Annotated in this window: 30 protein-coding genes; 21 read left to right on the top strand and 9 right to left on the bottom strand. The window is 53.1% G+C overall.

The features are described from left to right. The first annotated feature begins 114 nt into the window (after positions 1-114). A complete protein-coding gene (locus IPI63_RS03605) occupies positions 115-669 on the top strand; it encodes a hypothetical protein (RefSeq protein ID WP_214065355.1) in 555 nt (184 codons plus the stop codon). 118 nt (positions 670-787) lie between these two features. Here the strand turns inward: IPI63_RS03605 and IPI63_RS03600 are convergent, their stop codons facing one another. The 3 genes from IPI63_RS03600 to IPI63_RS03590 form a co-directional block, all read right to left on the bottom strand. Then, positions 788-1939 carry a hypothetical protein gene (locus IPI63_RS03600; protein WP_292476682.1) on the bottom strand — a complete coding sequence of 384 codons (1152 nt, stop codon included), beginning with the start codon at positions 1937-1939 and terminating at the stop codon, positions 788-790. Positions 1940-2340: 401 nt separating this feature from the next. Then, a complete protein-coding gene (locus tag IPI63_RS03595; protein ID WP_292476680.1) occupies positions 2341-2505 on the bottom strand; it encodes a hypothetical protein in 165 nt (54 codons plus the stop codon). 72 nt (positions 2506-2577) lie between these two features. Then, positions 2578-2766, bottom strand: a complete 189-nt coding sequence (locus IPI63_RS03590) for a hypothetical protein (RefSeq protein ID WP_292476679.1) — start codon at positions 2764-2766, stop codon at positions 2578-2580. Positions 2767-3047: 281 nt separating this feature from the next. Between IPI63_RS03590 and IPI63_RS03585 the strand changes: the two genes are divergently transcribed. From IPI63_RS03585 to IPI63_RS03545, 9 genes are all read left to right on the top strand, one after another. After that, complete coding sequence (locus tag IPI63_RS03585) at positions 3048-3836, top strand: DUF4198 domain-containing protein (RefSeq protein ID WP_214065358.1); 789 nt, start codon at positions 3048-3050, stop codon at positions 3834-3836. Positions 3837-3901: 65 nt separating this feature from the next. Beyond that, positions 3902-4186 (top strand): hypothetical protein, encoded by a 285-nt coding sequence (locus tag IPI63_RS03580; RefSeq protein ID WP_292476677.1) that lies wholly within the window; start codon positions 3902-3904, stop codon positions 4184-4186. A 213-nt stretch (positions 4187-4399) separates the two neighbouring features. Continuing rightward, a complete protein-coding gene (locus tag IPI63_RS03575; protein WP_292476674.1) occupies positions 4400-5191 on the top strand; it encodes a DUF4198 domain-containing protein in 792 nt (263 codons plus the stop codon). Between the two features lie 116 nt (positions 5192-5307). Then, the gene (locus IPI63_RS03570) at positions 5308-6078 is read left to right on the top strand and encodes a DUF4198 domain-containing protein (protein WP_214065359.1); all 771 of its coding nucleotides are present in this window, start codon (positions 5308-5310) and stop codon (positions 6076-6078) included. An 8-nt stretch (positions 6079-6086) separates the two neighbouring features. Then, positions 6087-6716 carry a cobalt transporter CbiM gene (cbiM, locus tag IPI63_RS03565; protein ID WP_214065360.1) on the top strand — a complete coding sequence of 210 codons (630 nt, stop codon included), beginning with the start codon at positions 6087-6089 and terminating at the stop codon, positions 6714-6716. 1 nt (position 6717) lies between these two features. Continuing rightward, complete coding sequence (locus tag IPI63_RS03560; RefSeq protein WP_214065362.1) at positions 6718-7038, top strand: hypothetical protein; 321 nt, start codon at positions 6718-6720, stop codon at positions 7036-7038. Between the two features lie 4 nt (positions 7039-7042). Continuing rightward, entirely contained in the window at positions 7043-7450 is a 408-nt protein-coding gene (locus IPI63_RS03555; RefSeq protein ID WP_214065363.1) for a hypothetical protein, read from the top strand. Between the two features lie 59 nt (positions 7451-7509). Next, complete coding sequence (gene cbiQ, locus IPI63_RS03550) at positions 7510-8259, top strand: cobalt ECF transporter T component CbiQ (RefSeq protein ID WP_214065364.1); 750 nt, start codon at positions 7510-7512, stop codon at positions 8257-8259. A gap of 36 nt (positions 8260-8295) precedes the next feature. Beyond that, positions 8296-9135, top strand: coding sequence for an energy-coupling factor ABC transporter ATP-binding protein (locus IPI63_RS03545; RefSeq protein ID WP_214065365.1), 840 nt, complete (start codon positions 8296-8298; stop codon positions 9133-9135). Positions 9136-9298: 163 nt separating this feature from the next. Here the strand turns inward: IPI63_RS03545 and IPI63_RS03540 are convergent, their stop codons facing one another. The 5 genes from IPI63_RS03540 to IPI63_RS03520 all read right to left on the bottom strand — a co-directional run bounded on the left by IPI63_RS03540 (position 9299) and on the right by IPI63_RS03520 (position 14015). After that, a complete protein-coding gene (locus IPI63_RS03540; RefSeq protein ID WP_214065366.1) occupies positions 9299-10090 on the bottom strand; it encodes a hypothetical protein in 792 nt (263 codons plus the stop codon). Positions 10091-10240: 150 nt separating this feature from the next. Further along, the gene (gene fbp / locus IPI63_RS03535) at positions 10241-11356 is read right to left on the bottom strand and encodes a fructose-1,6-bisphosphate aldolase/phosphatase (protein WP_292476670.1); all 1116 of its coding nucleotides are present in this window, start codon (positions 11354-11356) and stop codon (positions 10241-10243) included. 235 nt (positions 11357-11591) lie between these two features. Further along, positions 11592-12227, bottom strand: a complete 636-nt coding sequence (locus tag IPI63_RS03530; RefSeq protein WP_292478193.1) for a hypothetical protein — start codon at positions 12225-12227, stop codon at positions 11592-11594. Further along, a complete protein-coding gene (locus IPI63_RS03525) occupies positions 12190-12987 on the bottom strand; it encodes a hypothetical protein (RefSeq protein WP_292476668.1) in 798 nt (265 codons plus the stop codon). The genes IPI63_RS03530 and IPI63_RS03525 overlap by 38 nt, the downstream gene beginning before the upstream one ends. Positions 12988-13067: 80 nt before the next feature. Continuing rightward, positions 13068-14015 carry a class 1 fructose-bisphosphatase gene (locus IPI63_RS03520; protein WP_292476667.1) on the bottom strand — a complete coding sequence of 316 codons (948 nt, stop codon included), beginning with the start codon at positions 14013-14015 and terminating at the stop codon, positions 13068-13070. A 286-nt stretch (positions 14016-14301) separates the two neighbouring features. On the opposite strand from IPI63_RS03520, the gene IPI63_RS03515 reads away from it, so the two are divergent. The 11 genes from IPI63_RS03515 (at position 14302) to IPI63_RS03465 (ending at position 24262) form a co-directional block, all read left to right on the top strand. Next, a complete protein-coding gene (locus IPI63_RS03515; protein ID WP_292476666.1) occupies positions 14302-15465 on the top strand; it encodes a RuBisCO large subunit C-terminal-like domain-containing protein in 1164 nt (387 codons plus the stop codon). A gap of 156 nt (positions 15466-15621) precedes the next feature. After that, positions 15622-15948, top strand: coding sequence for an ATP synthase archaeal subunit H (gene ahaH, locus IPI63_RS03510; RefSeq protein WP_214065377.1), 327 nt, complete (start codon positions 15622-15624; stop codon positions 15946-15948). Between the two features lie 10 nt (positions 15949-15958). Then, the gene (locus tag IPI63_RS03505; protein ID WP_292476664.1) at positions 15959-17974 is read left to right on the top strand and encodes a V-type ATP synthase subunit I; all 2016 of its coding nucleotides are present in this window, start codon (positions 15959-15961) and stop codon (positions 17972-17974) included. 67 nt (positions 17975-18041) lie between these two features. Further along, on the top strand, positions 18042-18308 hold the full coding sequence (locus IPI63_RS03500; protein ID WP_013719982.1) for an ATP synthase C subunit, lipid-binding protein: 267 nt from the start codon (positions 18042-18044) through the stop codon (positions 18306-18308). 27 nt (positions 18309-18335) lie between these two features. Continuing rightward, positions 18336-18884, top strand: a complete 549-nt coding sequence (locus IPI63_RS03495; RefSeq protein ID WP_292476661.1) for a V-type ATP synthase subunit E — start codon at positions 18336-18338, stop codon at positions 18882-18884. A 41-nt stretch (positions 18885-18925) separates the two neighbouring features. Beyond that, positions 18926-19939, top strand: a complete 1014-nt coding sequence (locus IPI63_RS03490; protein ID WP_292476659.1) for a V-type ATP synthase subunit C — start codon at positions 18926-18928, stop codon at positions 19937-19939. Position 19940: 1 nt separating this feature from the next. Next, a complete protein-coding gene (locus IPI63_RS03485) occupies positions 19941-20240 on the top strand; it encodes a V-type ATP synthase subunit F (protein ID WP_214065381.1) in 300 nt (99 codons plus the stop codon). After that, complete coding sequence (locus IPI63_RS03480) at positions 20231-21961, top strand: V-type ATP synthase subunit A (RefSeq protein ID WP_292476658.1); 1731 nt, start codon at positions 20231-20233, stop codon at positions 21959-21961. Before IPI63_RS03485 ends, IPI63_RS03480 begins: the two co-directional genes overlap by 10 nt. A gap of 13 nt (positions 21962-21974) precedes the next feature. Beyond that, complete coding sequence (locus IPI63_RS03475; protein WP_214080088.1) at positions 21975-23363, top strand: V-type ATP synthase subunit B; 1389 nt, start codon at positions 21975-21977, stop codon at positions 23361-23363. 4 nt (positions 23364-23367) lie between these two features. Beyond that, entirely contained in the window at positions 23368-24066 is a 699-nt protein-coding gene (locus IPI63_RS03470; protein ID WP_292476655.1) for a V-type ATP synthase subunit D, read from the top strand. 7 nt (positions 24067-24073) lie between these two features. Continuing rightward, complete coding sequence (locus IPI63_RS03465) at positions 24074-24262, top strand: hypothetical protein (RefSeq protein ID WP_292476653.1); 189 nt, start codon at positions 24074-24076, stop codon at positions 24260-24262. Positions 24263-24462: 200 nt separating this feature from the next. On the opposite strand, the gene IPI63_RS03460 is transcribed toward IPI63_RS03465, so the two are convergent. Further along, positions 24463-25587, bottom strand: a complete 1125-nt coding sequence (locus tag IPI63_RS03460; RefSeq protein ID WP_292476651.1) for an ATP-NAD kinase family protein — start codon at positions 25585-25587, stop codon at positions 24463-24465. Positions 25588-25609: the final 22 nt, after the last annotated feature.

Genomic DNA, 25609 nt, shown 5'->3' with positions numbered 1-25609 from the left:
TGATCTTCCTGTCTCTACTGTAATCTTCTACGGCATTTGACGTGGTGGATATATTTCATTAATCTTGCGCTAATAGAAAAGTCTATAAATGTTTGAGTAATTATATTTCATCCGATGCTTAACATCTTGCAGCTATCAGAGAGCCAGATCTATGTGGAGAGCGATCGCTGGCAGTGCAGCTTCGGCCATGGAAAGCCGGTTAAGCTTGGTCTGGTATTGGAGGCTGTGGACCTGAACGAGGGGAATGAAGAGGGATTCTCGTTCGTCATCGATGCCACTCTGCTCCCCCAGCCGGAGTACCTGGATGAGGAGATACTGGAGGAGGGAAGGGCAGAGGGCCTGGGGACGAGAGAGGAGCTGATCCTCTATGCCTATGAGAGCTATGGCGGGGTGCCGGTGAATATCGATGCCGTCCAGCCTCCCAAGGCCTCATGCGGATTCTCCGGCTTTGTGGCGGATAGCATGATCCGGAGCACTGAGATCGCAGGCACAGGCGAGTCGATGGAGACCCGCCACTTCCAGGATAGAGGGGAGGCCATCTCCTTTGCCCGCGACTTCTATGCCGTCTATGCTCCCGTCATCTTCGGATTCATCGATGTGGTGCTCGACCACCCCCTCCGCACAGGCGGGACGGGCTGGGATAGGATCAGCCGGATGGCGAGGAGGTAGGGAGCGGGAAAAAAGGGGATGGCGCTGGATGGCTCTGCTATCATGAGGCCGAAGGGCGCTTTGCAGCCTTATTCACATCAAAGGGCAGTGGCATAAATAAAATGACATAGCATCGTGCTCAAGGGGCATTCTTGCTCATCCTCGCGGCAGCACTGGCTTGTATCTCCTTTGCCAGGAGAGTCATATTGTTGTAGACGGCTGAGGATTGGTTGAGAATGGCCAAGCTCCCGTTATGCAATTGAAGAGTGCTATTTTGGATTTCCCTTGACTGGCTGGCGCTTTCTGCAGATGCATTGGCACAATCCCGTGCATCCTCCACCATGGACTTCACCTGGCTTGCGTTCTCTCTTATCACCGTGGATAGGGCTAGAGCCTTTCTGTAAGCCTCATCGGTCTTATTGAGGAGGCTACCTGCCCGGGCGGCGTTTTCTGCAGAGGCATTGGAATATCCTCTTGCTCTCTCAACCATGGACTTCACCCGGCTTGCATCCCCTTCCACCTCCACGGATAGAGCCAGAGCCTTTCTGTAAGCCTCGTCAGTCTTATTGAAGAGGGCCCCTGCCCGGGCGGCGTTTTCTGCAGATGCATTGGAATATCCTCTTGCTCTCTCAACCATGGACTTCACCCGGCTTGCATCCCCTTCCACCTCCACGGATAGAGCCAAAGCCTTTCTGTAAGCCTCATCGGTCTTATTGAAGAGGGCCCCTGCCCGGGCGGCGTTTTCTGCAGATGCATTGGCATATCCTCTTGCTCTCTCAACCATGGACTCCACCCGGCTTGCATCCCCTTCCACCTCCACGGATAGAGCCAGAGCCTTTCTGTAAGCCTCGTCAGTCTTATTGAAGAGGCCCTCTGCTCGGGCGGCGCTTGCGGCAGAAGCTTCTGCCTTGGATTCTGCTCTTTCCAGCATGGACTGGACTCTTTGCTCCTTCTCCTCCGTTTTTGCCAATATGGATTTTGTCTCGTTGTAAAGGGCTCTCGTCTCATCTCGAGCAGAAACAGACTCATCTTTGGCTGCAGCAGCCTCATTCATTAAATTCTTGGCTTGAGTTATCATTATATTAGGGCTCAAGGCCATTGGCTGAGGCAGGCTGGGCGTGACGAAGCCTGACCTGGTGAATTGATAGTTCTGCCCAGGCTGTCTTGCTCCTGCATCGAGATTGATGACCTGGTCTCTAACTCCGCTGCCCAGATAGATGTAATCCGTTCCAACAGACTGCAGGGACAGGGCAAGAAGAATTAGAATTGGTACTGCTATTTTAGCATTCATGCAAGCTATCACTCCAATTCAGATAAGCTTTTCCGAGTATATAACACTTTTTTATCATTTATTAATAATATGTAATAATGAAAATACATTATTATGATGCATCCCCGTTGATGATCGAGAATTATAAGAGCCCATTCGCTTGGTTTTGCCTCCCATACTGGCAGGCCATCCTTTGATGAACCATGATGCGATGGGATCTAATCAGAAGAGGAGTCCGACCTGGCAGCGGCCGGAGCCCGACGACAGGTAGACGCGGTAAAGGAGGTCAATGGCGTTCTGTCGCTATTTCATGGGTAAGGATATTATTAGTTAATAAACTTTTTGCTTATAGTAGCAATACGGAATCGCCCAGAGAGATCAGATACATGGTCTGCTAGAGAACCTTTGACCACAAAGCCAGGTCAAATGCTGATCAGCAAGCTCAATGACGGAGAGATTTGATTGCTTCTCGATGAGAGAATATCGCCGAGTTCCAGTAAGTTGAACTGCCTGATGCACAAAAAGTCCATCTCTATTGGTATGTCGGCATCACCATGGATGGAATTATCCTCTCTCCCTTCCCTCATACTCTCCTCCTTCCCTCATACTCTTCTTCTTCCCTCATACTCTCCTCCTTCCCTCATACTCTCCTCCTTCTCTTATACTCTCTCCTCTCTCCCGAGCCGATCTCCTTTGCAGTCGAGATCCTGATCTTCCCGGGCGCCCAGGCGGCGCCCCTCTGCACATTTTGACTGCTCTGTATTGCAGCAGCCTTTGATTATTCCCCGGTCTCTCCACCTTCTTCCCAGATCCTCTCCCATGAAACTGAGGATAGATGAAGATCTCATGCCGGTCAAGTTGGAAGGCTTTCCAGTTAAGCAAGCAATGAGAGTGCACTATGCTTACTATACTTCAATCAGCAACAATAATACTTATCAGCGATTCGATGCTCCATCCAGGCGGCATTCAGTCTCATCCTCCGTCCGGAGAGAGTTTTTCCTGATTCCAATTTAGGGCTACATCGACCTGATCTTCTATACGCAAGATGGTCTCTGATTGTCTTGACGATAGATGACGCGGCTTATTAAGCAGAAAGCTTTAAATGCTACAAAATATTACTATTCTTTTGGTGATTAATACGCGAAATGCATTAGTACTCTTCCTGCTCCTCATCGGAGCAGCGACGATGAATGCCAGCGCCCATGGCGTCTGGGTAGAGCTGAAGGATCTGGTTGATGTCGGCGAGAGCCAGGATGCCTATGTCTTCTACGGACATGCCAACGACCCGGCGGGCTTTGCCCTTCCCATCATGGACTCCCCATATCTCATGACCCCTGGAGGAGAGAAGATCGCATTGAATGCAAACAAGGTGGAAGGAGAATGGCTTCCCGGATATGGCTGGACAGGAGACTATGCAGTCAGCACCATTGTCGCTTACCTTCCTGGCAACTATGTCTATGTCGCGCCCCGCGCCCCCACCTACAGCAATAGAACCCTCCGCCTGACCTACAGCGCCGCTGAGGCGGTCATCAATGCCGGCAACGACAGCTCCGCCAGCTTCAGCTCTGGCCTGCCGGTGGAGATATCATCTGAAAAGCCCCTCTATCAGATCAAGAACAAGGAGAATGTGACCTTCACCGTCAAGTATAATGACCAGCAGGTCAATGCAACTTACTCCGCTTATCCTCAGATGACAGCGACCAAAGTGCAGAAGGGATTCACTGCTGATAAGGACTCCTTCGTCATCAACTTCAACCAGACCGGCATGTGGGTTCTCAACTGTTACTATGATGTTATCGGCGATGGGGAGTGGACTGCAACCTACGACTCCAGCAGCAATATCTTCAAGACCGGGGATGTAGTGCCCTTCAATACCACCAGGTACTCCACCATCCTCTCAGTCTGGGTCAGGAAGTAATTGAAGACAGCTACTCTTTTTTCTTTTTTTAGGTGATCATATTGAGATCTCTCATTCTTTTGATTTTGCTTCTGACATTGATGTCCGGAAGCATGACCGCCTGCGGGCACAGGATGTTCGTGGGGCAGAGCTTGACTGTAGGGCTCTCAGCAATCTATGATGATGGCGAGCCGGCGGCTCAGGCATCAGTCCAGGTCTTCCGGGACGGAGTGCTCTATTCCCAGAACCAGACTGATTCCAAGGGATTCTTTCGCATGACCTTGCCGGGAGCAGGCACTGGAGAGTGGCGGTTTGTAATCTCCGGAGATGACCATGAAGAGACGATCCAGTTCAGCATAAAGGAGGGCTAGCAGGGCTTAGCCTGAGAATGGCGGTAGATGAAGAAGAAAAAAGCAGGGGAGCCCTGCTGACCCCACATTGATTTACCCTTTTTTGTATCAGTCAACCCTCTTGAGATCGGCGGTCCAGGCCCCTCTCAACAGTATTATAATAATAATCTTAACACAAATTGTTACTAATGGAAAAGTATTTAACAATGGTGTACAATACGGACTGGTGATAACATGAAAAAGGCCCTTTTGATATTCCTGCTCCTGATCGGGGCAGCGGCAATGAACGCCAGCGCTCACAATGCATGGCTGGAATCGCGGGATCAGGTGAATGTGGGAGATAATGAGAGGCTGTATGCCCTTTATGGCCATCTCGATGATATAACCGGCATAACTGCACCGGCTATTGAATCTGCCATTCTGGTGGCTCCGGATGGGCAGAAGTCGAACCTCGAAATGGATACTGGCGATTGGCTGCCCGGATTTGGCTATGTGGGCTACGCTTACAAAGATGTGGCCTACCTTGAGCCCGGAGATTATGTCTTCGCCCTGCTCCGAACCCCATCTGTTTATGACCCTGCCTGGCATGGCAGCGGCCCCAGCAACCCCAGGCTGGGCTACAGCGTCGGCAAGTTGGTAGTTCATGCAGGAGATGGGAGCCAGGAGAGCTGGGATACAGGGATGCCTTTTGATATCAATCCCAATAAGGCTCCATATGAGATAAAGGTTGGAGATAGTGTAGAGTTTCTGGCAAAATACAATGGCCAGGCTGTGAACGCCACCTACAACGTCCTTCCCAATTTCAATCTGACGAACATCCAGAAGGGTTCTACTGGGGATGATGGGTCATTTACAGTCAAATTCGATGAGGGAGGGCTCTGGCAGGTAGGCGCCAGCTATGATATCAACGAGCCGTCGACCTGGACAGCGACAATGGAGAGCGCTGGCCGCTTCAAGGTTGGAGACTCTGTTCCATACAACACAACCCGGTACAGCACCTATATGTCTGTCTATGTGAAGAAGTGAGGGGGGCCTCCCTTCCACTTTTTCATTTTCTAGAGGAATATGATTTAATGAGAACATGAAAAGGTTTTTTAATACCAAAGAATATCAATTGATGTGGTAATATGAGGGCGGTTGCATTGCTAATCCTTCTGGGGCTGATGATATCATCAGCATCAGCTCATCAGCTCTATGCTGAGTTTCCCCAGAGACTCGACTCTGAAGCAGTAGCCGATTTCTGGATAGCCTACGGCCATGGCGGCTCTGCCGACACAAAGCTGGATTCCTTGCCGTTAGCCCGGCTGATATCGCCAGACGGGAGCGCAAGCGAGGTGGAAGTTGATCCATATCAGGACGGGCTAAAGGGAGCATTCCCTCTCAAAGAGCCGGGCTGCTATATACTGGATCTGCAGATGACGACCACCTTCTTTGATCCAGCCAGCTTTGGATCATCGGGCAGCAAGAGCCTGGTGGAGAAGTACGGCCGAGTTTTAATTCCCTACCAGTCGGGCGAGGGCTATGAGTGGTCGAGCGGGACGGGCCTGGAGATAGTGCCCAAGACAAATCCCTATCAGCTCAAATCAGGAGAGGAGTTCAAGGCCACAGCGCTCTGGAACGGCAAGCCTATCCCTGGCAGCTACAGCGCTGTAATCAATCGGCATCCTGAGGATGTACTGGTGGTCCAGCATGTTCAGGATACGGAGGTCACTGGAGAGAGCAGCGATGGCAGCATCAGCTTCCAGACCGACCAGCCGGGTTTATGGGTATTGAGCTTTGAGGCCACAGTCGCAGAGAGCGGAAGCTGGACTGCGGTTTCGGATGATCCCTCCGGGAACTACAAGAAAGGTGACAAGCTCGAATATGAAGAGGTCGCTCCCACTGCTTACCTCTCCTTCTGGGTGAACGAATGAGGCGGTAAATGGTCCATATATCCGATGGCGTCCTCCCCCCGGCCATGCTGGCCGCGGGGTTCCTCTTCACCATCATCCTGCTCATCCTCTCTATGAGGGGCATGATGATGGAGGAGATTCCCAAGATCTCATTGATCACAGCCGCACTGTTCGTGGCCAGCCTGGTCCACTTCCCTGTGGGCCCGACATCTGTGCACCTGATCATGAATGGCCTTGCGGGCATACTGCTGGGACGGAGGGCCTTTGTCGGTGTCTTTGTAGCCCTGACCCTGCAGGCGGTCTTCTTCCAGCACGGAGGACTCACAGTACTGGGCGTCAATGCCTTCAATATCGGCGTTCCCGCTCTATTCGCCTGGCAGCTATTCGAAAGGAGAAGAGGGCTGGAGTCTCCCCATCTGGAGGTGGTCTTCGGAGCCCTTGCTGGCGGGCTGGCCGTCCTGATGTCAGTGCTGATGGTCTCCTTGGAGCTACTGGCTCTGGGCGAGGCATTCACTGAGATATCGCTACTGGTGATAGGTGCTCACCTGCCAGTGATACTCATAGAGACAGCAGTTGTGGGAGGAGCAGCAGGATTTCTCTTTAGGGTCAAGCCAGAGATGCTGGCTGATAGCAATAGCAGGACTATGGAGGTAAATTGATATGAGGTGGATATCTGCGCTGATTATTGCCGCCCTGCTCCTGGCGGGGGCGGCCAGTGCTCATAGAATGTTTGTAGGCCAGCAGATAACTGTGGATCTCTTCGTCTTCTATGACGATGGCACCCCGGCAGCCAATGCCGAGGTGAAGCTCTATCAGGATAAAGAGCTTTTTGCCGAGAATGTCACCGATGCCACTGGAAGGTTTACCGTCGCCCTTCCGGGAAAAGGAACGGGAAACTGGAGCTATGAGGTCGTGGGAGGAGGACATACTGAGACGGGATCCATAATTATCAACAATGCTCTCTCAGGAACGAGCGGGTGATGGAATGAAGGCCCGATTGGCCCTGGTTTTGCTTCTCCTCTTGGCAGTTCATCCCTGCTCTGGCCACAGGATGATGATGGGCTATCAGGTAAATGAGGTTCAGGTGACCGCCCTTTACGACGACGGCACCCCGGCTCAGGGAGCGGAGATAGAGGTTAAAAGCGGCGGCGAGACCATAGAAAAAGGGATAACGAACGATAGGGGAGCCTACGTCTTCCGGCCCGGCAGGAGGATGGAAGATCTCACATTTGTGAGCTACTCCACTGGACACCGGGCAGAGCTCAGCCTTGATCTGGAGCAGAAGGAGGCCCAAGAGCATATCTCAAGGCCCCTCAGAGCGGCGTCTGGACTTGGCTATCTGCTGGGAGTTGCAGGATTGGCCATGATATTTATATCCAGAAAGAAAAAATAAAAACCCAGGGGAGACAGAAGCGATGGTGAGCGAAAAGCGAAGGTTGAGCAGGGAAGGGCATGAGCGGCTTCGATCCGGAGAGGTACTCGGGGATTGATTCGCCCTTGCACCGCTGGGAGACGCGGGTCAAGCTCATCTCCCTCTTTATCCTGACGATATCCATCGTCATCGTGGGAGAGATCGGTCAGGCCCTGGCAGGGCTTATAATCGCAATTATGCTGGTCTTGATATCAAGGCTTCCATTGCATCACATCCTGAGATTTATGAAGTGGCCTTTCATATTTCTTCTGCCCTTGGTCATCATCCTCCCCTTCACCGTCAAGGGAGAGGCTCTCTTCAGCTACCACTCTCTGGCGATCAGCCGCCAGGGTCTGGATCTCGGACTGCTGTTTTTGATTCGGGGAATTGCCGCCACTACGTTGGCCCTGATCATTGCGGGAACAGCACCATTCAATGTGAACATCAATGGCTTAAAGAGCCTTGGCATGCCCGCCCCTCTCACTCAGATCTTCCTTTTCGCCTATCGCTACATCTTCCTCTTCAATGAGGATCTGCAGACAATGAGAAGGTCTCTTGCATCCAAGGGATTTGAGATGAGGTCATCTGCCAGATCCGCCCGCATAATGGCGATGGCTGTGGCAATGCTCCTCATCAGAAGCTACGAGCGATCGGAGAATGTCTTCAATGCCATGCTCTCTCGCGGCTATCAGGGAGTACTGCCCTCCAGTCAGAAGATGATGCTTGAAAGCAGCGATCTGATCAAGGGCTTTTCGGTCTTGGCCGTGGCTCTATTTATTCAATTTATCTGAAGGATATTCATTTGATCGGCACGATTGGCAGGTATTATGATGAACCGGGAAATGGCCGTAGAGGTTGAGGACCTCAGCTATACCTACTCAGACGGAACGCGCGCCCTGGATAAAGTCAGCTTCTCCCTGGCAGAGGGGCAGTCCCTTGCCCTCCTCGGGCCCAATGGGGCGGGCAAGTCCACACTGCTGCTTCACTTGAATGGCCTTTTAAGGGGTCAGGGGAAGGTGAAGATTCGAGACAGAGAGATAAGCGATGAGAGCTTGAGATGGGTCCGGAGCCAGGTGGGAATGGTCTTTCAGGATCCGGATGATCAGCTCTTCATGCCCCGTCTGGATGAGGACGTGGCCTTCGGTCCGGCGAATATGGGCCTGACTCAAGAGGAGGTGGATGAGAGGGTGAAATGGGCATTGCAAAGCGTCGGCCTCTCCGACCTCTCGGCAAAGGTACCTCATCGCCTCAGCTTCGGCCAGAGGAAGAGGGCCGCTTTTGCCACCGTCCTGTCCATGAGGCCGCCGGTGTTGGTCCTGGATGAGCCCACATCCAACCTGGACCCCCGTTCCAGGATGGAGATGGTCTCCCTTATCCGGGAACAGCAGAGAAAGGGAACGGCGATCATCACCGCCACTCATGATGTGAATCTGGTGCCGCTGCTGGCGGACAGGATTCTTCTTCTCAATAAGAGCATTGTGGCTGAGGGGGATATTCACCAGATCATGAACAGAAGGGATTTGATGGATGATCTGAGCCTGGAGATGCCCATACTCGCCGATCTTTTCAAGACTCTGCAGGAGGAGAGCCTGTATTCCGGAGCCATTCCTTTCAGAAAGGATGAGGCCATTGGGGCGATAAGAGAGATGCTTCAAAAGAAGGCGTGAAGGATCTGTCTGGCAGTTATGCCCTCACCAGATGACTCAACAAGGCCTATGCCGAGTTCTCCTGGGCCCTGAAAAAGACAAAGAAGCCCAGGGAATACTCCTGGGGCTTCAAGGGTCCCTCCTGGAGGGGATGAGAGAGAGGCTCGATCAGAGCCAATGATGATTATTTTAGATGAAATATATAAACAAGCTTTCTCTTCTCCGGCGGAAGCAGAGCCGCCACCGCCTTCTCCACCTCCTCCTGAGCCGGTCCACCTGCGATTATGATCCCCTCGATGGTGGCAAACCAGCCCTCTTTGATCCCAATCTCGCGGAGCCGCTTTCGATGTCTTCTGGCATGCACCTTGCCCATCTCCTGGCTGTAAACAGCCAATAGCTCCGGATCTTTCCGGATCATCTCCTCGATCTCCTGCCAGTGAATGTCCCTGCTCTCCTGGGAGCTCAACAATCCCCTCAGCCTCTCTGAGTCTGAGCTCGCTGACTCTTCTGGGGAGAAGGGAAGGGTGGTTATTATCCCATATCCTGCCTTGGCCTGGCGGAAACGGTCGAGGATATTTCTTTTCATCTCCGGGCCGAAGAAGAGATTGTAGCAGCTGAACGTCCCATCGAAGATGATCTTGTCCTTAAAGGGGATCAGCGTGGCCTCGAGGATCCGGGGCAGATTGGTGACCAGGTCCCACTGCATAGCCAGTCCTTTCACCCCATATGCTCGAGGCGGATGGCTCTCATCCAGGAATACAGCATAGCTTTTCATAAAGCGAATGAGATAGAACCTCCCTTTGATGAAATGCCGCCAGCTGGATATGATCTTCAGCTCTTCATCTGAAAAGCCAGCCGGATTTTCCTGGACATAGGAATCGATCTGGCCAGGGTCTGAGTAGAGCCTCTCCTTGAGCCTCTCTATCTCCTCTGGATCCCGATCGAAGATATCCTTATTTTGGCTGAGGTTTTCCACGATTTTATATTTATTGTTCACATAAATTAGTAACGAATTATAAAGTCTGAGAAATTGCCTCCTTTCATTATCTGGAAGGTTCATAGCCTTGCATAGGCGTTTCGAATACTTAAATCTAATCAGCAAAATGTAATGAAGTCCTCTCGCCAGCTACTCAGCATCCACAAATCGCTCCCTCAGGCATCTTATCACATCGGGCAGGGTGGTGTACTCCATCTCCTCCTCTGCCAGGCGGTGCGGCTCGAAGGGGCCGTGTGCCCTCATATAATCGGCGATCTGCAGGCATCTATGCCGAGCGCGATCGAAGGCCACATCATTGAACAGGTCGACTGGGCCGATGAAGCGCCCATCAGCAAGCTGGAAGCCCGCGGTTATGACCCGGGGCGGGCCATCGAGCCTGGTGGGATGGGCGGTATCAAAGGAGCAGGGCATTATAGGGCCATTATGACTCCCCCGCATCCAGCCGCTCACCAGATGCCCCAGGGCAAAGGGCTCGAGCACCTCACCCAAAGCGGGCAGTCCGGACTGCGCCCTCACTAAGGCCACGGGATCGTCCTTGCCCACATACCTGCCCGCAGTCTGGTAGAGCTTCTCTGTGCTGATTGCCGCCACTGGCTCATCCTCAGGGAGCTTGCCCCCCGGCCTGCAGTAGACCCTCTTGATCACATAGCGGCTCTTGGCACCGATGAGGGCTAACATATCGTACATCTCCTCCGGGCAGTTCATCAGGACCTTCTTATGCTCGAGGACATCCCAGATCTCGAAGGAGAAGCCTTGGTGGAAGGAGGGGTCTATCACCAGGCCGGCGGTGTTGAAGGGATCGGCGAACATCTTGAAGATGGGGAGGTTGAAGGCGCCAGGCTCAGTCTTGTCCATCATAAAGGCGACTATGGGCTCGGCTGTGCGCTCAGTGATCTCCATCTCCGCCACCCCGGGGCCCAAGCCTTTGATGTTGCCGGAGAAGGCATCAGCCAGAAGGTCCTGGCCGCAGCCATAGAGCTTGAGGGCTTCAGCCACCTCAGTGGCCCGCTCGAATGTCTCCCAGGCCAGGCCGTGGATATCGCCACAATCGCAGCCTGTCCTGTGGCTCATGAGCAGCTCCAGGTCGTCCCCGCAGGACATCACCCTGTAGTCCACCAGACAGCCGGCCCTCCTGGCCTCCTCCAGCTTCTCCTCTGCAGCCTTGATCAATTCGGGATGAACTGAGCAGTGGCCGGGATAGCCGCCAACATCGGCTTTTATCAAACTTATAGTGGTCTTTGTCATATCGATCCCACCTGATGCTCCTGGAAGCGATGCTATCAGGAGAATTGCCAATTGATCAGAATCTTCAATCTATCATTATTATCCCTAATCGACCTGTCGATTTATGGCTCTTTTGGTCCTGGGCCTTTGCGGTCCAAAAATATCTTCTGCTGGACCCAAAAGAGTAGAGAGCATCTGGGCCTCCCCCAGATCATTCCCGAGATCATTTGCTTTTTTGCCTGCTCAGCAGATTGCTTCACCCTTTCAGTGCCGCCGGTCTTTCAAGCGGCACATCCACAGGCTTCACAAATCGATCCAGGAGCTGCCTGGTTCCATTGATCTTCAGCTTATCGAACAGGAAGGCGAACTTCCCTTCCAGCTCGGAACAGATCTCATCACGAACATCCGCCGACAGTTCCCACAGCTCCTGCTTGAACGGCCCGAAGCCCTTCTTGCGGGTCTTGTAGATGAACTGCTCCTCGGTATCCTTCTCCTTCCACTCCCCTTTCAGCTCCGAGCGCAGGTGATCGTAGACCTTTGCCCGCAACTGGCCAGGGAAGCTCTTGCTGTCATAGATGATATTCTGAAAGCCAGTGGCCAGATGAATCTCTGCGGTTTGCGTCGCAGGAAAGCGGTCAAAGGCCTCGTCGGGCAATGTTGACGCCCCGTGCTGAACAGCGCCCGCCAGGCCATACCGGGCGCGGGCGGTCTCCGATAGCTTTTGCAATACCTCAAAATCGATCTTGACCTTTGCCACTGTGCCATCTGCCAGGGGCACGCCCCCATGGGTGGTCCCGGTCTGGACGCTGATCTTGCTGATTCCTTTGAGAGTTGGCCCCCTTCTCTCAAGCTCTTCAAGATAACCATCCATGAAGGCCTGCAGCTCCTCCACAGTGCTGTTCTTTCCCCCAACCTCGCCGATCTCCCCCCCCACGGACACTGTAATGCCATCCGGCTCCAGGTCGCGAATCAGGGGCGGTCAGCTCCGCTGCTAAGGTGAAGTTCATTCTCTGCTGATCCTTGATAGTGGGATGAGAGAGATCGACCAGGGTGGAGGTATCGATGTCGATATTATAAAAACTGGCCAGGATGGCCTCTCTGATCAAATCCCTGACCGCCTGTGTCTCCCTCTCCCCCTCCGCCGCGAACTTCTTGGCGTTTATCTGAAAATGATCTCCCTGCAAGAAGACCGGGCCTCGCCAGCCGGTCTTGATCGCTGCTGCCAGCACAGCACAGGCATACTCCAGGGGCCTCTGCCTGGTGTAGCCTATCTCCGAACGGGCGATCTCAAAGATAACCGGACCTGCATCCCCCTTCTTTGCCGCCCGAAATACCGCCTGTGCCACATCGTAGGTAAGGCCACGGATATTGATCGCTGGAACAGTAAATCCACTGACCTCGCCTTTGCCCATGGCCTCATACAGGGATTGGATGGATGCTGGAATGATCCCCAAACGGGCCGCTCCCCGGCGAATCAGAAATGCCGCTGCTTCTTGAATCACTGAATCGGGGCTGAATACGGCAGTGTAGATCAGATCATCGATCAATTCCTCTTGAAAGCTGCGCTCATCCAGGATGCGAACATCACCCTCTCTCCAGTCGAGTATGGATTGGCATCCTTCTTTTAGCTGATCCTCATTCTGGTAAATCATTGCTACACCTCTCCCCTTTAATTGCATTGCCTTATATTACAACTTATATTACTATATAGTTATATTTATTTATTATTACGTTAGTAAGATTCTTCAGACAGGAATTCCCTCGCCATCGCCACCTCTCTCCGCGATCCGATGTAGATGGGCGAGCGTTGATCGACTGAGGATATTTTAAGAGCGAGTATGTCCTCTTTTCCGTCTATAGCCATGCCTCCCGCCTGCTCCACAATGTAGGCCATGGGCTGGAGTTCAAATAGCAGTCGCAGCTTTCCCTGAGGGGCCTTCTTGAGGGCGGGATAGGTGAATATCCCTCCCCGCTTGATTATCACCTGATTGATGTCGGGGACGAATCCACCGCTGTAGCGTAGCTTGTAGCCATCCATCTCCAGCTTATCGATATATCTCCGGTGGCTCTCCGTCCAGTCCCTGCGAAGGCCACCGGGGGAGAAGATGGATCCCCTCTCATTGAGGCGGATATTCTCCTCAGAGAGGACATACTCCCCCTCGCGATCCAGCACGAACTCATGTACTCCCTTTCCGGCGGAGTAGATCATAGTGATGAGCGGGCCATAGGTGATGTAAAGGGCAGCTACCATCGAATTTTTGCCGCAATCAAATATTGAATTTTTGTGAATGCCGATGATCGTCCCGATGGCCAGGTTGGTGTCCACCAGGGAGGAGCCATCCACTGGATCGGCGGTAACGATATATTTTTCCTGACCATGGCCGATGGTGATGATATCATCCAGCTCCTCAGAGGCATACTCGCGAACGAATCCGGAGTTGCGCATCATATTTTTTAATATCTCATCGGAGATGCGGTCCAGAGCCAGTTGGTCCTCGCCGTAGACATTCTTGAAGCCGGCCAGCTTGCGGTTGGACTCATGGATCTTTGCCGAGATATACTTGCCCATCACAGCAATCTGCCAGATGAGCCGCCGCAGCTCTACCTCGATGCCGCTCTTCCACATGTGCCGCCTCAGATCAACAATGAATCGAGTGCGATCATTTATTCTGTTAGCCATGGATTCTCCCCGATATCTTTTTAGCAGTCTGCAGGTTATTCTTTGAAAATAAAAGTGTTGCCCCCATAGCGAAGGATTATGGTTTTGGCCTTCTAGCTGATGTTTTAGTATGAATCAGAAGAAATGAGAAGGGATGAGGAGGGGTGAGAAGGGATGAGTTTTATATCTGCCAGAGATCATCTATGACTGGAACTGGCCGATGAGGCCTCAATGCCACTGGGAATGAATCGTCCTGCTCAGGGGCAGGGGATCTGGCTGGCTTTAGGTTGAGAGCAGGAGAGGTAATATGGAGCTTGTTGCAAAATACCATGTAGAGACGGACCTTCCCATCCAGAAGGCGGCGGAGGCCATAGCTGCTGAGCAGTCCACAGGCACCTGGACTGAGGTGCGGGGCCAGGATAACCCCCTGGCTGCGTGGGTGATATCCGCCCAGGGGAATGAGGTTGAGATCGGCTTTCCCGGGGAGCTCTTCGAGCCGGGGAATGTGCCCCAGTATCTCTCAGTGGTGGCAGGAAACCTCTTCGGCCTGGGGGCTATCCAGAAGGTGCGCTTGCAGGATGTCATCTTTCCTCAGAGCATAACCCGGGCACATAAAGGTCCACGGTTTGGAATAGAGGACGCGCGCAGGATCCTGGGCGTCTTTGGCCGCCCCCTGGTGGGAACCATCATCAAGCCCAAGGTGGGCCTGAACCCGAAAGAGACGGCAGCCGTGGCAGAAGCAGCAGTGCGCGGTGGACTGGACCTGGTCAAGGATGACGAGACCCTCACCGATCAGAGCTTCTGTCCTCTGATCCCCAGATTAGAGGCGGTCATGTCTGCTTTGGATCGGGTGGAGAAGGAGACGGGCAAGAAGGCATTTTATGCCGTCAATGTCACCGCCGGAGCGGAGAAGATCCTGGAACGGGCGGAGAGGGCTGTCGAGCATGGGGCCAATATGGTTATGATCGATGTCCTCACCTCAGGCTTCTCCTCACTGGAGATCCTGGCCCAGAACCTGAATGTTCCCATCCATGTGCACAGAACTATGCATGGGGCCTTCACCCGTGACAAGAGCCACGGCATATCCATGCTGGTGATAGCCAAACTGGTGCGCATGATGGGAGGCACAAATCTCCATACTGGAAGCTATATGGGCAAGATGTCTTTGGAGAGGGAGGAGAACGACCTGTGCCGCGATGCCCTGCGAGATGTCTGGGCGGGCTACAAGAGGGTCTTCCCTGTGGCCTCGGGCGGAGTCTATCCGGGCAAGGTTCACGGAAATCTGGATGGCTATGGCATAGACTGCATCGTCCAGGCAGGTGGGGGAGTACACGGCCATCCCGATGGCACCACTGCTGGAGCAAGGGCGATGGTGCAGGCAACTGAGGCCTGGCAGAAGCATATTGCTCTTGAAGAGTATGCGAAAGACCACAAAGAGCTGGAAGTTGCTCTTAAATTTTGGGGCCGTTGAGCGAGAGAGGGGATAGCCTCTCCTTTCCCTTGACTAAAACCGAAGAGTTTATATTGGTAGATGAGGATGCAAAAGAGCGTTTATCACGAGCCAAAAGCGATGTAGCGCTGTTTGAAAACAGGAGTGGTGTAGTGAGGGAATATGTAGAGGGATCAGATGGCTAGAGACGAAATCTTATCGAAAATCAAATCGGCAGAGGCTCAGGCCAGGGTTGCAGTCCAGCAAGCTCTGGAGGAGAAGGAGAAAAAGATAGCCGCTGCCACTACCGAAGCAATGAACCTCGTCAAATCCGCCGAGACTGATGCACAGGACTACTATGACAAGAGCGTTGCCAAAGCAGAGAGCGATGTGAAGGTAAAGAAGCAATCCATCATCCAGAGTGGTGATAAAAGCGTCGCCTCAATGAGCGGCAGCGCCAGTGCCAAGCTGGACAAAGCAGTTGAATATTTGTTAAAGGAGTTTATGGGGTCGTTACATGCTTAGGCCCGTTAGTATGAGTCGCGTAGTCGTAGCCGGGTCAAAGGACGTAATATCTCCAGTAGTAGAAAAGCTGCATGAGTTGCGCTTATTGCACATTGTGAATTACAATGGCGATCAGCCTGAGTTTGAATTGGGAAAGCCCATAGGCAAAGCGAGGGAGTACTCAGAGAACCTCATTAAGCTCAGATCAGTCACCAGGTACCTTGATATGAAGAACAAGGCTCCTGAGAGAACCTATCCTGAGTCCCAGGTTCTATCCGAGATGGACAATCTCTTAAACAACGTAGGGGGCGATGTCACTGCCACCTTCGAGCGCATAACCGAGATTGAGGCCGAGATCAAGTCCAAGCAGGATCAGATCAAGTCTTTGACTCCTCTGTCCGTCATTCCTTTGCCCCTGGAGGCTTATCATGGTTATGATTCTCTGGCGACATTTGTTGGCACAGCAGTCACGCCTGTGGAAGCAGACGTGGCAAGGGTCTCTCCAGCAAATGAGGTCTTCACCGGAACCGCCAAGAATGCGACTTATGTGGCAGTATTTGTGCCTGTAGAAAAGGCCAGCGAGGTATCTGCAGTCCTTTCCGAGCACGGCTTCTCTGAAATGTCCGTTCCCAAGCTGGAGGGCAACGTCGATTCGGCTATTGCTTCACTGAATGGCAGCATAAAATCTCTGGAAGGCGAGCTTGCTCCTCTCCGAAAGAAGCTTGTCGATGTGAGAAAGCAATACGAAGATCTGATGATGGCAACGGATGAATACCTGTCCATGCAGGTCAACAAATCCGAGTCTCCACTCCGCTTCGCTGAGACGGAGAATGCCTTTGTCATCGATGGCTGGGTTCCAAGCGACCAGTACAGCCGGCTGAAGAGCGAGCTGGAGAGTGCTGCTGGAGGGAAGCTGGATGTCCAATTGATCGCCGACAAGGAGGCAGAAGAGCTTGTCAAAGGCGGGGAGGATGTCCCAACCAAGATGGACAATCCAAGCATTGTCAGGCCATATGAGCTGATCACCAGGCTATTTGCCATCCCGGAGTACAAGGAATTCGATCCAACCCTGCTGATATTCATCTTCTTCCCGATCATGTACGGAATGATCCTGGGGGATGTCGGCTATGGTGTTATCATCCTGCTGATTTTGACATTGCTCAAGAAGAGATTCAAGACTGAAGGATGGCAGCAGCTCACCAGCCTCTTCATGATATCGGGAGTATGGGCGGTCATATTCGGCATACTCTATGGTGAGATGTTCGGGCCCCTTGGCCTGTGGAACTACATGGTAGGGATGATCTCTCATCATGAGATGGAAATGCTACAAAATGCCGGCCTGTTCTTCGGCGAAGGAACATTCGGTCCGCTGGGAAGGCTTGGCCCGCTGGGAATCTTCCCGTTGTATAGATTGGCAACTAATGCTGTTCTGCTTTTGATAGGCGTAAGTTTGTTCGTCGGCGTTATCCATTGTTCAGTGGGATCCATTCTGGGAATCAAGACAGAGCTGAACTATGGCGAGAAGAAGCATGCCTATTTCGAGCGGCTTCCCGTGATGCTCTTCCAGGTGTTCTTCGGCCTGGCATTGCTTGGGCTGGTCATGGGACTGATGGCTATGGTATACATCAGTGTGGCAGTGATTGTGATATCCATAGTGATGATGGTCATGGGTCCGGAGGGAGCCATGGGCCTGGCACACGTGCCATCTTATGTCAGCAATCTGATATCCTACCTTAGGCTTCTGGCCATTGGTTTGGCTTCAGTGGGCTTGGCATATGCTGCCAACCAGTTGTCGTTCTATGTGATAATGCCCATGCTTAGCGGTGGAGCGACGAACAGTGCCGACTTCTCAATACCTGCAATCATAATAGGTATATTGGTATTGGTATCGGTGCACTTCATCAACATCCTGCTGGGAATTCTCTCCCCCTTCATGCATCCTCTCAGGTTGCATTATGTGGAGATGTTCACCAAGTTCTACAGCGCACATGGTGGTGGAGTGGAGTATAGCCCCTTCGGACATGTCCGGAGGTTCTTGAAGGCATGAAGACGACATTTGAAATCAGAAATTTGAGCACAGATTGTAATATTCATAAAAAGGAGGATTGAGGAAAATGGTAGTTGTAGCAGATGCGGGAATACTGTATGGATTGATAGCTGTGGGTGCTGGCCTTGCTACTGGATTGGCAGGCATCGGTGCAGGTGTTGGTGAGCAGGGTATTGGAGCCGCTGTGGTGGGCGTCGTGGCTGAGGAGCCTGGATTCCTGGGTAAGGGTCTCTTCCTCATGCTTCTGCCCGAGACTCTGATCATCTTCGGCCTCGCCGTATCTCTGATCCTGATGTTCGCCTGGACGCCTTTCTCTGCCATAGTGACACCCTGAGCTGGCCATTCCAAAGGGTGAGAGGCAATGGCACTTGATGCAGTTATTGAGTCGGTTCTGGCAACCAGCAAGGATAAGGTCGCTCAGGTAGAGAGCGAAGGAGACCTTGAGGTTGCACGAATACTCAATGAAGCTAGGGAACGTGCCGCTGAAATCAAATCCAGGAAGGAAGCTGAGGTGGGACACGCAGTAGAGGCTATCGAGCGCAGGGAGATCTCCAGCGCCAATCTCGAGGTCAAGAGAGCGGAGCTGAATGTACACAAGGATCTCCTGGAGAAGGCAAGGACAATGCTCCTTGAGAAGATCGCCAATCTTTCCAAGAAGGATAATGAAGCCATGCTCAAAAAGCTGCTCGAGCCCTACGAACTCAAGGATATGAAGGTCTACTCCAATAAGAGGGATGAGGCCTTCATAACCTCTCTCGCCCCTAATTACGGCGGGAACCTGGATATCGCAGGCGGCGTTGTGGTTGAGAGCAAGGATGGAGCTCTACGTTATGATTTGTCATATGAAACTCTTGCGCGTGAGGTCTTCAGTAACCACATGAAAGAGGTTTCCAAGATATTATTCGGGTGAGGACAATGCCTGTACTACGTTTGCCGAAGTTCGGTTTACCGGTGAAGTACGCTTACATCACGGGCAGAGTCCGGGCGATGAAGACCAAGCTCATCCCGGCGGAGATGTATCCCCGCATGATGAACATGGAGATGTCAGAGATCGCACGATACCTGGAGGAGACTCAGTATAAGGATGAAATCGACGCGCTCGCCAAGGATTACTCCGGTGTGGATCTGATTGAGCATGCCACATTTGCCAATATGGCAAAGACCTTCAGGAAGCTGGCTGAGGTCTCTATAGACGAGCCATCCTTCCTGATTCTGGAGTATCTGAGGCGCTGGGATGTCTGGAACATCAAGACCCTCCTGCGAGGAAAGTTCTCGGGGGCCGCCGATACAGAGATCATGAAGTATCTCGTTCCGGCGGGCGAGCTATCCCCTGAGTATCTAGAGGAGCTGGCGAAGAAGGATAGCATTCAGGATATCATCACCGCCTTTGATGGGACCGACTATGCCAGCGCTTTTGCGCAATACGATGGCAAGAATCTCGCATCTTTGGAGAACGCTCTGGATAAACTCTACTACTTCAGAATGGAGCGCGCTGTAGGCGGCACATTGTCGGTAGGTGGAGGACTGCTGCTCAAATATGTTCGCAGGGAGATAGATATCAAGAATCTGATCACTCTCTTCCGGATGAACAAGGCAGGCATCGATGCAGCCATAATACAGGAGAATCTCATTCCTGGAGGAAAGCTGCATGACGAGCTGTCCCGCATGGCAGGCCAGCCTTTTGGCGAGTTCCTGCGTGGACTGGAGGGCTATCCCTTCTGGTCATCAATATCTGATATCGCAACGTCGGATCTTGATGCCGTGAGCAGAGTGGAGGCCAGATTGAAGGCTTATCTCATACGGTATGCATGGGCTCTTTCCAATTATCATCCGTTATCCATCCTGCCGGTGCTCGGGTACATGGTGAGCAAGGAGACAGAGATCTCCAACATCAGGAAGATCGTTAGAGGAAAGGAGGCCGGACTTCCTGCTGAACTCATAGAGGAACAAGTGGTGGTGGCATAGAATGGAGATTGCTTTTGTAGGTGGAAGCGAGAGTGTCCTCGGGTTCAATCTGGCAGGAGTGAAGAAATCATATGCTGCCAACACCGAAGATGAGATGATCTCCAAGATCAATGAGGTCATGGCAGATTCTGGCGTTGGGATCCTGGTGTTGAAGCAAGCGGACTATAACAGGCTGCCCAAGAGGCTTCAGGAGCAGCTATCAGAGTCTATTAAGCCAACCGTCATTTCCATTGGAACCGAGCATAGCACAGAGATGAGAGAGAAGATTAAAAGGGCGATAGGTGTTGATTTATGGAAGTAGGGAAAATAAAGCGAGTCGCCGGACCACTTGTTCAGGCAGTTGGCCTGAAGTCTTCCATGTACGACCTGGTACTGGTCGGTGAGGAAGGTCTGATGAGCGAGGTCATCGGTATTTCCGGCAATAAGCATATCATTCAGGTATACGAGGATACGGGCGGCGTCAGGCCTGGCGAGCCCGTCAAGGAGACAGGCGCTCCCCTCGTAGCGCAGCTGGGTCCTGGCATTCTGACCCAGATCTATGACGGCATCCAAAGACCACTGCCAATGCTGGCAGAGTCCTCAGGGGACTTCATCAGCAGAGGCCTGTTCGTGGACGGAATCGATCACAAGAAGAAGTGGGAGTTCAATCCCGAGGTGAAGAAGGGCGATGTTGTCAAGCCTGGCCAGTCCATAGGCTGGGTTCAAGAGCAGCTTCTCATCAAGCACAAGATCATGATCCCACCCAATCTCAAGGGTGGAACCATCAAGGAGATCCACAGTGGAAACTTCACTGTCGAGGAGACTGTGGCAGTCCTGGACGATGGAACCAAGATCACCATGATGCATAAGTGGCCGGTGAGACAGGCCAGGCCCGTGACCGAGAAGCTGGCACCCACCATTCCCCTCAGCACTGGGCAGAGGGTCATTGACGGATTCTTCTCCCTGGCCAAGGGCGGAACGGCAGCCATTCCCGGCGGTTTTGGTACTGGAAAGACTGTTATGCAGCAGACACTCTCCAAGTGGGCAGATGTTGATGTTGTGGTCTATGTGGGATGCGGCGAGCGCGGCAATGAGATGGCCGATCTGCTCTATGAGTTCCCAGAGCTGCAGGATCCAAAGACTGGACGGCCCTTGATGGAGAGGTCCATCGTTTACGCCAATACCTCTAACATGCCTGTGGCTGCTCGTGAGGCTTCTGTTTACACCGGAATGACCACCTCTGAGTATTACAGGGATATGGGCTATGATGTGCTCATGACTGCTGACTCCACCTCCCGGTGGGCAGAGGCCATGAGAGAGATGGGCTCCCGTCTGGAGGAGATGCCTGGTGAGGAGGGCTATCCTGCATACCTTGGTGCCAGACTGGCCGACTTCTATGAGCGCGCCGGGCGGGCTGAGGTCTTGAATGGTGGTCAGGGCTCAGTCAGCATCGTGGGAGCAGTCTCCCCGCCTGGTGGAGACTTCACCGAGCCTGTGACACAGAATACTCTGAGAATGGTTAAAGTATTCTGGGCCCTTGACTCCAAGCTTACCCAGCGCAGGCACTTCCCGTCCATCAACTGGCTTGACTCCTACTCCCTCTATGATCTGGACCTGGAGCCCTGGTTTGTGGAGAACGTCAGCGCTGATTGGAACAAGAACAAGAGAAGGGCCATGGCCATTCTGCAGGAGAACGCCGAGCTGGAGGAGATTGTGATGCTCGTCGGATCTGATGCTCTGCCCGAGGACCAGCAGGTCACCCTCGAGGTAGCGAGGATGATCATCAACTTCTGGCTGGCACAGAATGCCTTCCATCCTGTGGACACCCACTGCCCCTACAAGAAGCAGTTCGATCTTCTGCAGGCCATCCTGAAGTACAGGGATTATGCCTTTGAGGCCGTCCAGAAGGGCATACCTGTGGGCCAGATCACATCCCTGCCATCCAAGGATGCCCTGGCCAAGGTCAGACTGGAGGATGAGTACGAGCCCATCCTGGCAAAGGTGATGGCTGATATGGAGAATGAGTTCAAGGCGCTGAAGTGAGGAGGGTTCAAAAATGACAAAGGAATACAAGACTATTACTGAGATCTCTGGACCTCTCATCTTCGTAGAGAAGACTGAGCCTGTGGGCTACAATGAGCTCGTTGAGATCAGGACAGGTGGAGAGCTGAAGAGGGGTCAGGTTCTGGACTCCTCAGATGAAATAGTCGTCGTTCAGGTGTTTGAGGGAACGGGCGGCCTGTCCAAGGAAAGCGCCGTCAGCTTCACTGGGGATGTCATCAAGATGCCTCTATCCCCTGCCATTGTGGGCCGTGTCCTGTCAGGATCGGGAAGGCCCAGAGACGGCGGCCCGGAGATCGTTCCCGATGTCTCAAGGGATATCGCTGGAGCGGCCATCAATCCCGCGTCCCGTGAGAAGCCCCGTGCTTTCATCCAGACGGGCATCTCCACCATTGATGGCACCAACACCCTGGTGCGCGGCCAGAAGCTGCCCATCTTCTCTGGTGCCGGTCTGCCTCACAATGATGTGGCTTTGCAGATCGCCAGACAGGCCAAGGCCCTGGGCGAGGCTGAGTCCTTCGCTGTCATCTTCTGTGCTATGGGCATAACCAACGAAGAGGCACAGCACTTCCTCTCTGACTTCGAGAGGACAGGCGCCCTGGAGAGGGCAGTGGTCTTCCTCAACCTGGCCGACGACCCGGCTGTGGAGAGGATCTTGACCCCCAGGCTGGGACTGACCACTGCTGAGTATCTGGCATTCGATCTGGACATGCACGTGCTCATCATCTATACGGATATGACCAACTATTGCGAATCCCTCCGTCAGATGGGAGCGGCTCGCCAGGAAGTGCCCGGAAGGCGTGGCTATCCTGGGTACATGTACACCGACCTGGCCTGCCAGTATGAGCGCGCAGGGATCATCAAGGGCAAGAAGGGATCCATCACCCAGTTCCCCATTCTGACCATGCCCGGCGATGACATCACCCATCCCATACCCGACCTGTCCGGATACATCACTGAGGGCCAGATCATCATCTCCCGGGAGTTGCACAGAAAGGGCATCTATCCGCCTGTCGACATCAGACCCAGCCTGAGCCGGCTGATGAACTCTGGCATTGGAAAGGGCCATACTCGCGAGGATCACCGGGCAGTATCGGATCAGCTCTATGCTTACTATGCAGAGGGCAATGATCTGCGCGGCCTGGCAGCCATCGTGGGCAAAGAGGCTCTCTCGGAGAGGGATAAGCTGGTCCTTGAGTTCGCTGACAAGTTCGAGAAGGAGTTCGTCAATCAGGGAAGAGATGAGGACCGGTCGATCTTCGATACCCTTCAGATCGGATGGGATCTCTTAGCTGACCTCCCAGAGGCGATGCTCACCAGGATCGACGACAAATTCATCAAGCAATATCACCCCAAGTACGCTGCAAGCGCCGCGAAGAAGTGAGATCATGGCCATAATTCCTGGAACGAAACCGACCAGGGCGGTCTTGATCGCTCTCAAGAGGAGGATGAAGGTCGCCGAAACTGGTCACTCGCTCCTCAAAATGAAGCGTGACGGCCTCATGATTGAGTTCTTCGAGGTGCTGAACAGGGCCAAGACAGTGCGAAAGGAGCTGGTAGATGCCCTGCTCAAAGCTGAGCAGAGGCTTCAAATGGCCTCGGCCATCGAGGGCTCGGTTACCATAGGAAGTGTGGCCTATGCCCTCCAGAAGGAGCCAGCCATCCAGCTCGATTCCCGCAACATCATGGGCGTTGTGGTTCCCAAGATCGAGGCTGAAGCCGTGCAGAAGAAGATGTACGAGCGGGGCTACGGTGTGATAGGGACCAGTGCGGCCATTGATGAGGCGGCAGATGCCTATGAGATCTTGCTGGACAAGATCATACTGGCTGCAGAGGTGGAGACCGCCATGATCAGGCTGGTCGAGGATATCGACAGCACAAAGAGGCGGGTCAATGCTCTGGAGTTCAAGGTGGTTCCTGATCTCAAGGATACCATCAAGTTCATTGGCATGGCCCTGGAGGAGATGGAAAGGGACAACATAGTCAAGCTGAAGATGCTCAAGGACAAGGCCGAGAAGAAGGCGGCAGAGGAGGAGGCTAAGAAGAATATTGAGTTGGCTGCCACCTCTGCCAAGGCCTCTGCATGACCGGATAGTGATGTCAAACTGGTTCGAGCGAAAAGCGGAGGACTGGTTCGGGACGCCCGAAAAGAAGATGCGTCTTCTGCAGTGGTTGGTGTATATCACCAACCTCTATGTTATTTTTGGAATATTTGTTCTGATCTGGCTTCTTTATGGCGACTATATCATTCAGGCCTGGGAGTATTTCTCCGGTGCAAGCTGAGAGAGCAGACTGCCCCACTGATCCTACCTATTGATCCTACTGATTGTTTCTACTGACTGTTTCTAATCACTGATCCTGCTCACTGATCCTACCGATTGATCCTAATGACTGTTTCTAATGACTGATTCTACTGACTGCTTCTAAAGGCTAAAAAAAACCTATATGCTGAGATATTTTGTGCGGCAAGATCCATTACAACATCACAACATCGAGGCGGCAAGGGTATCCTTCATCTGCGCTATTCTATAGCCGGTCACCACCTGCCTTCTGCCTGCCAGGGCACAGTCCAGGTCCAGATCTCCCGTATCCACAAGCAGATGAGGGATCTCAGCCAGCTTGTGGGGGGTGGATACTATTATCAGGTTATCTGTGCCCACCCGGCGGACGACATCAGCGCTGAGCTGCTGGTTGCCTCTGCCCAGGATGAAGCCCTGAGCGCCGATAGGAGAGAGGATGATCTTCACATTCGCTTCCCGGCTGAGCAGCTCCAATAGCTCCCTCTCAGAGGCATCCTTGATCATCAGCCTTCCATCCTGAATCACATCCACCCCCAGTAGGGTCTTCTCCACCCCCAGAATATCTGCTATCCGGCTGGTGGTGCTCCCCGCCCCCAGGATGTAGATTGAGCCATCCCTCATAAACTCGCTGGCGAAAAGGGCGATCTGATCCTTGAATTCATCCTCTTGGCTGGAGCTGTAGATCCTCTTTCGCTCCGAGACCAGGACTGGGAGATAGGGGGTCTTGGCCAGGGCGTAAAGCCTCGTCTGGAGCACCCCCCTGCGGTAGAACTCCTCGTCGACATCCACGATCTCCGTCTCCCTCAAATTCAGCTCTCCCTTAACAAATCGCCCTACCAGATCGGCGGCCGCCTGAGGGCTGGCGGCAAAAACCCCGGAGTGCATCTTCACCCCGGCGGGAATGCCCAGGATAGGGGTGTGGCCGGCAATCCCCGCCACATCCCTGGCTGTGCCATCCCCGCCACAGAATAGTATGAGATCTACCCCTTCTGCAATGAAGGCCTGACAGGCCTGGATGGTATCTATGGCGCTGCTCTTGAGCGGACTGGAATAGACCTCCTTGCATTCAAGGCTGCACCCATCAAGGCAGTCTCTGCCCATGGAGCCGCTGGCTGTGAGAAAGAGAATCCTGTCCTTCATCCCAGATAGGAGGCAAAGGCAAGCCCTGGCCCTCTCATTTGCCCTTGCCCTTCCCCCCTTCGATTCTGCCTCCTCAGCCAGGCCATCAGTCCCTTTCAGGCCGACTGGGCCGCCCATGCCGGCTATGGGGTTGATCAGAAAGCCTATCCTGGCCCCAGGGGCTGCCATTCTATCTCGCTCTTCATCCTCG

Origin of the sequence: Methanothrix sp. (genome assembly GCF_016706325.1) — an archaeon.
Classification (GTDB): Archaea; Halobacteriota; Methanosarcinia; order Methanotrichales; family Methanotrichaceae; genus Methanothrix.
This window is presented reverse-complemented; position numbering and strand designations above follow the sequence as displayed.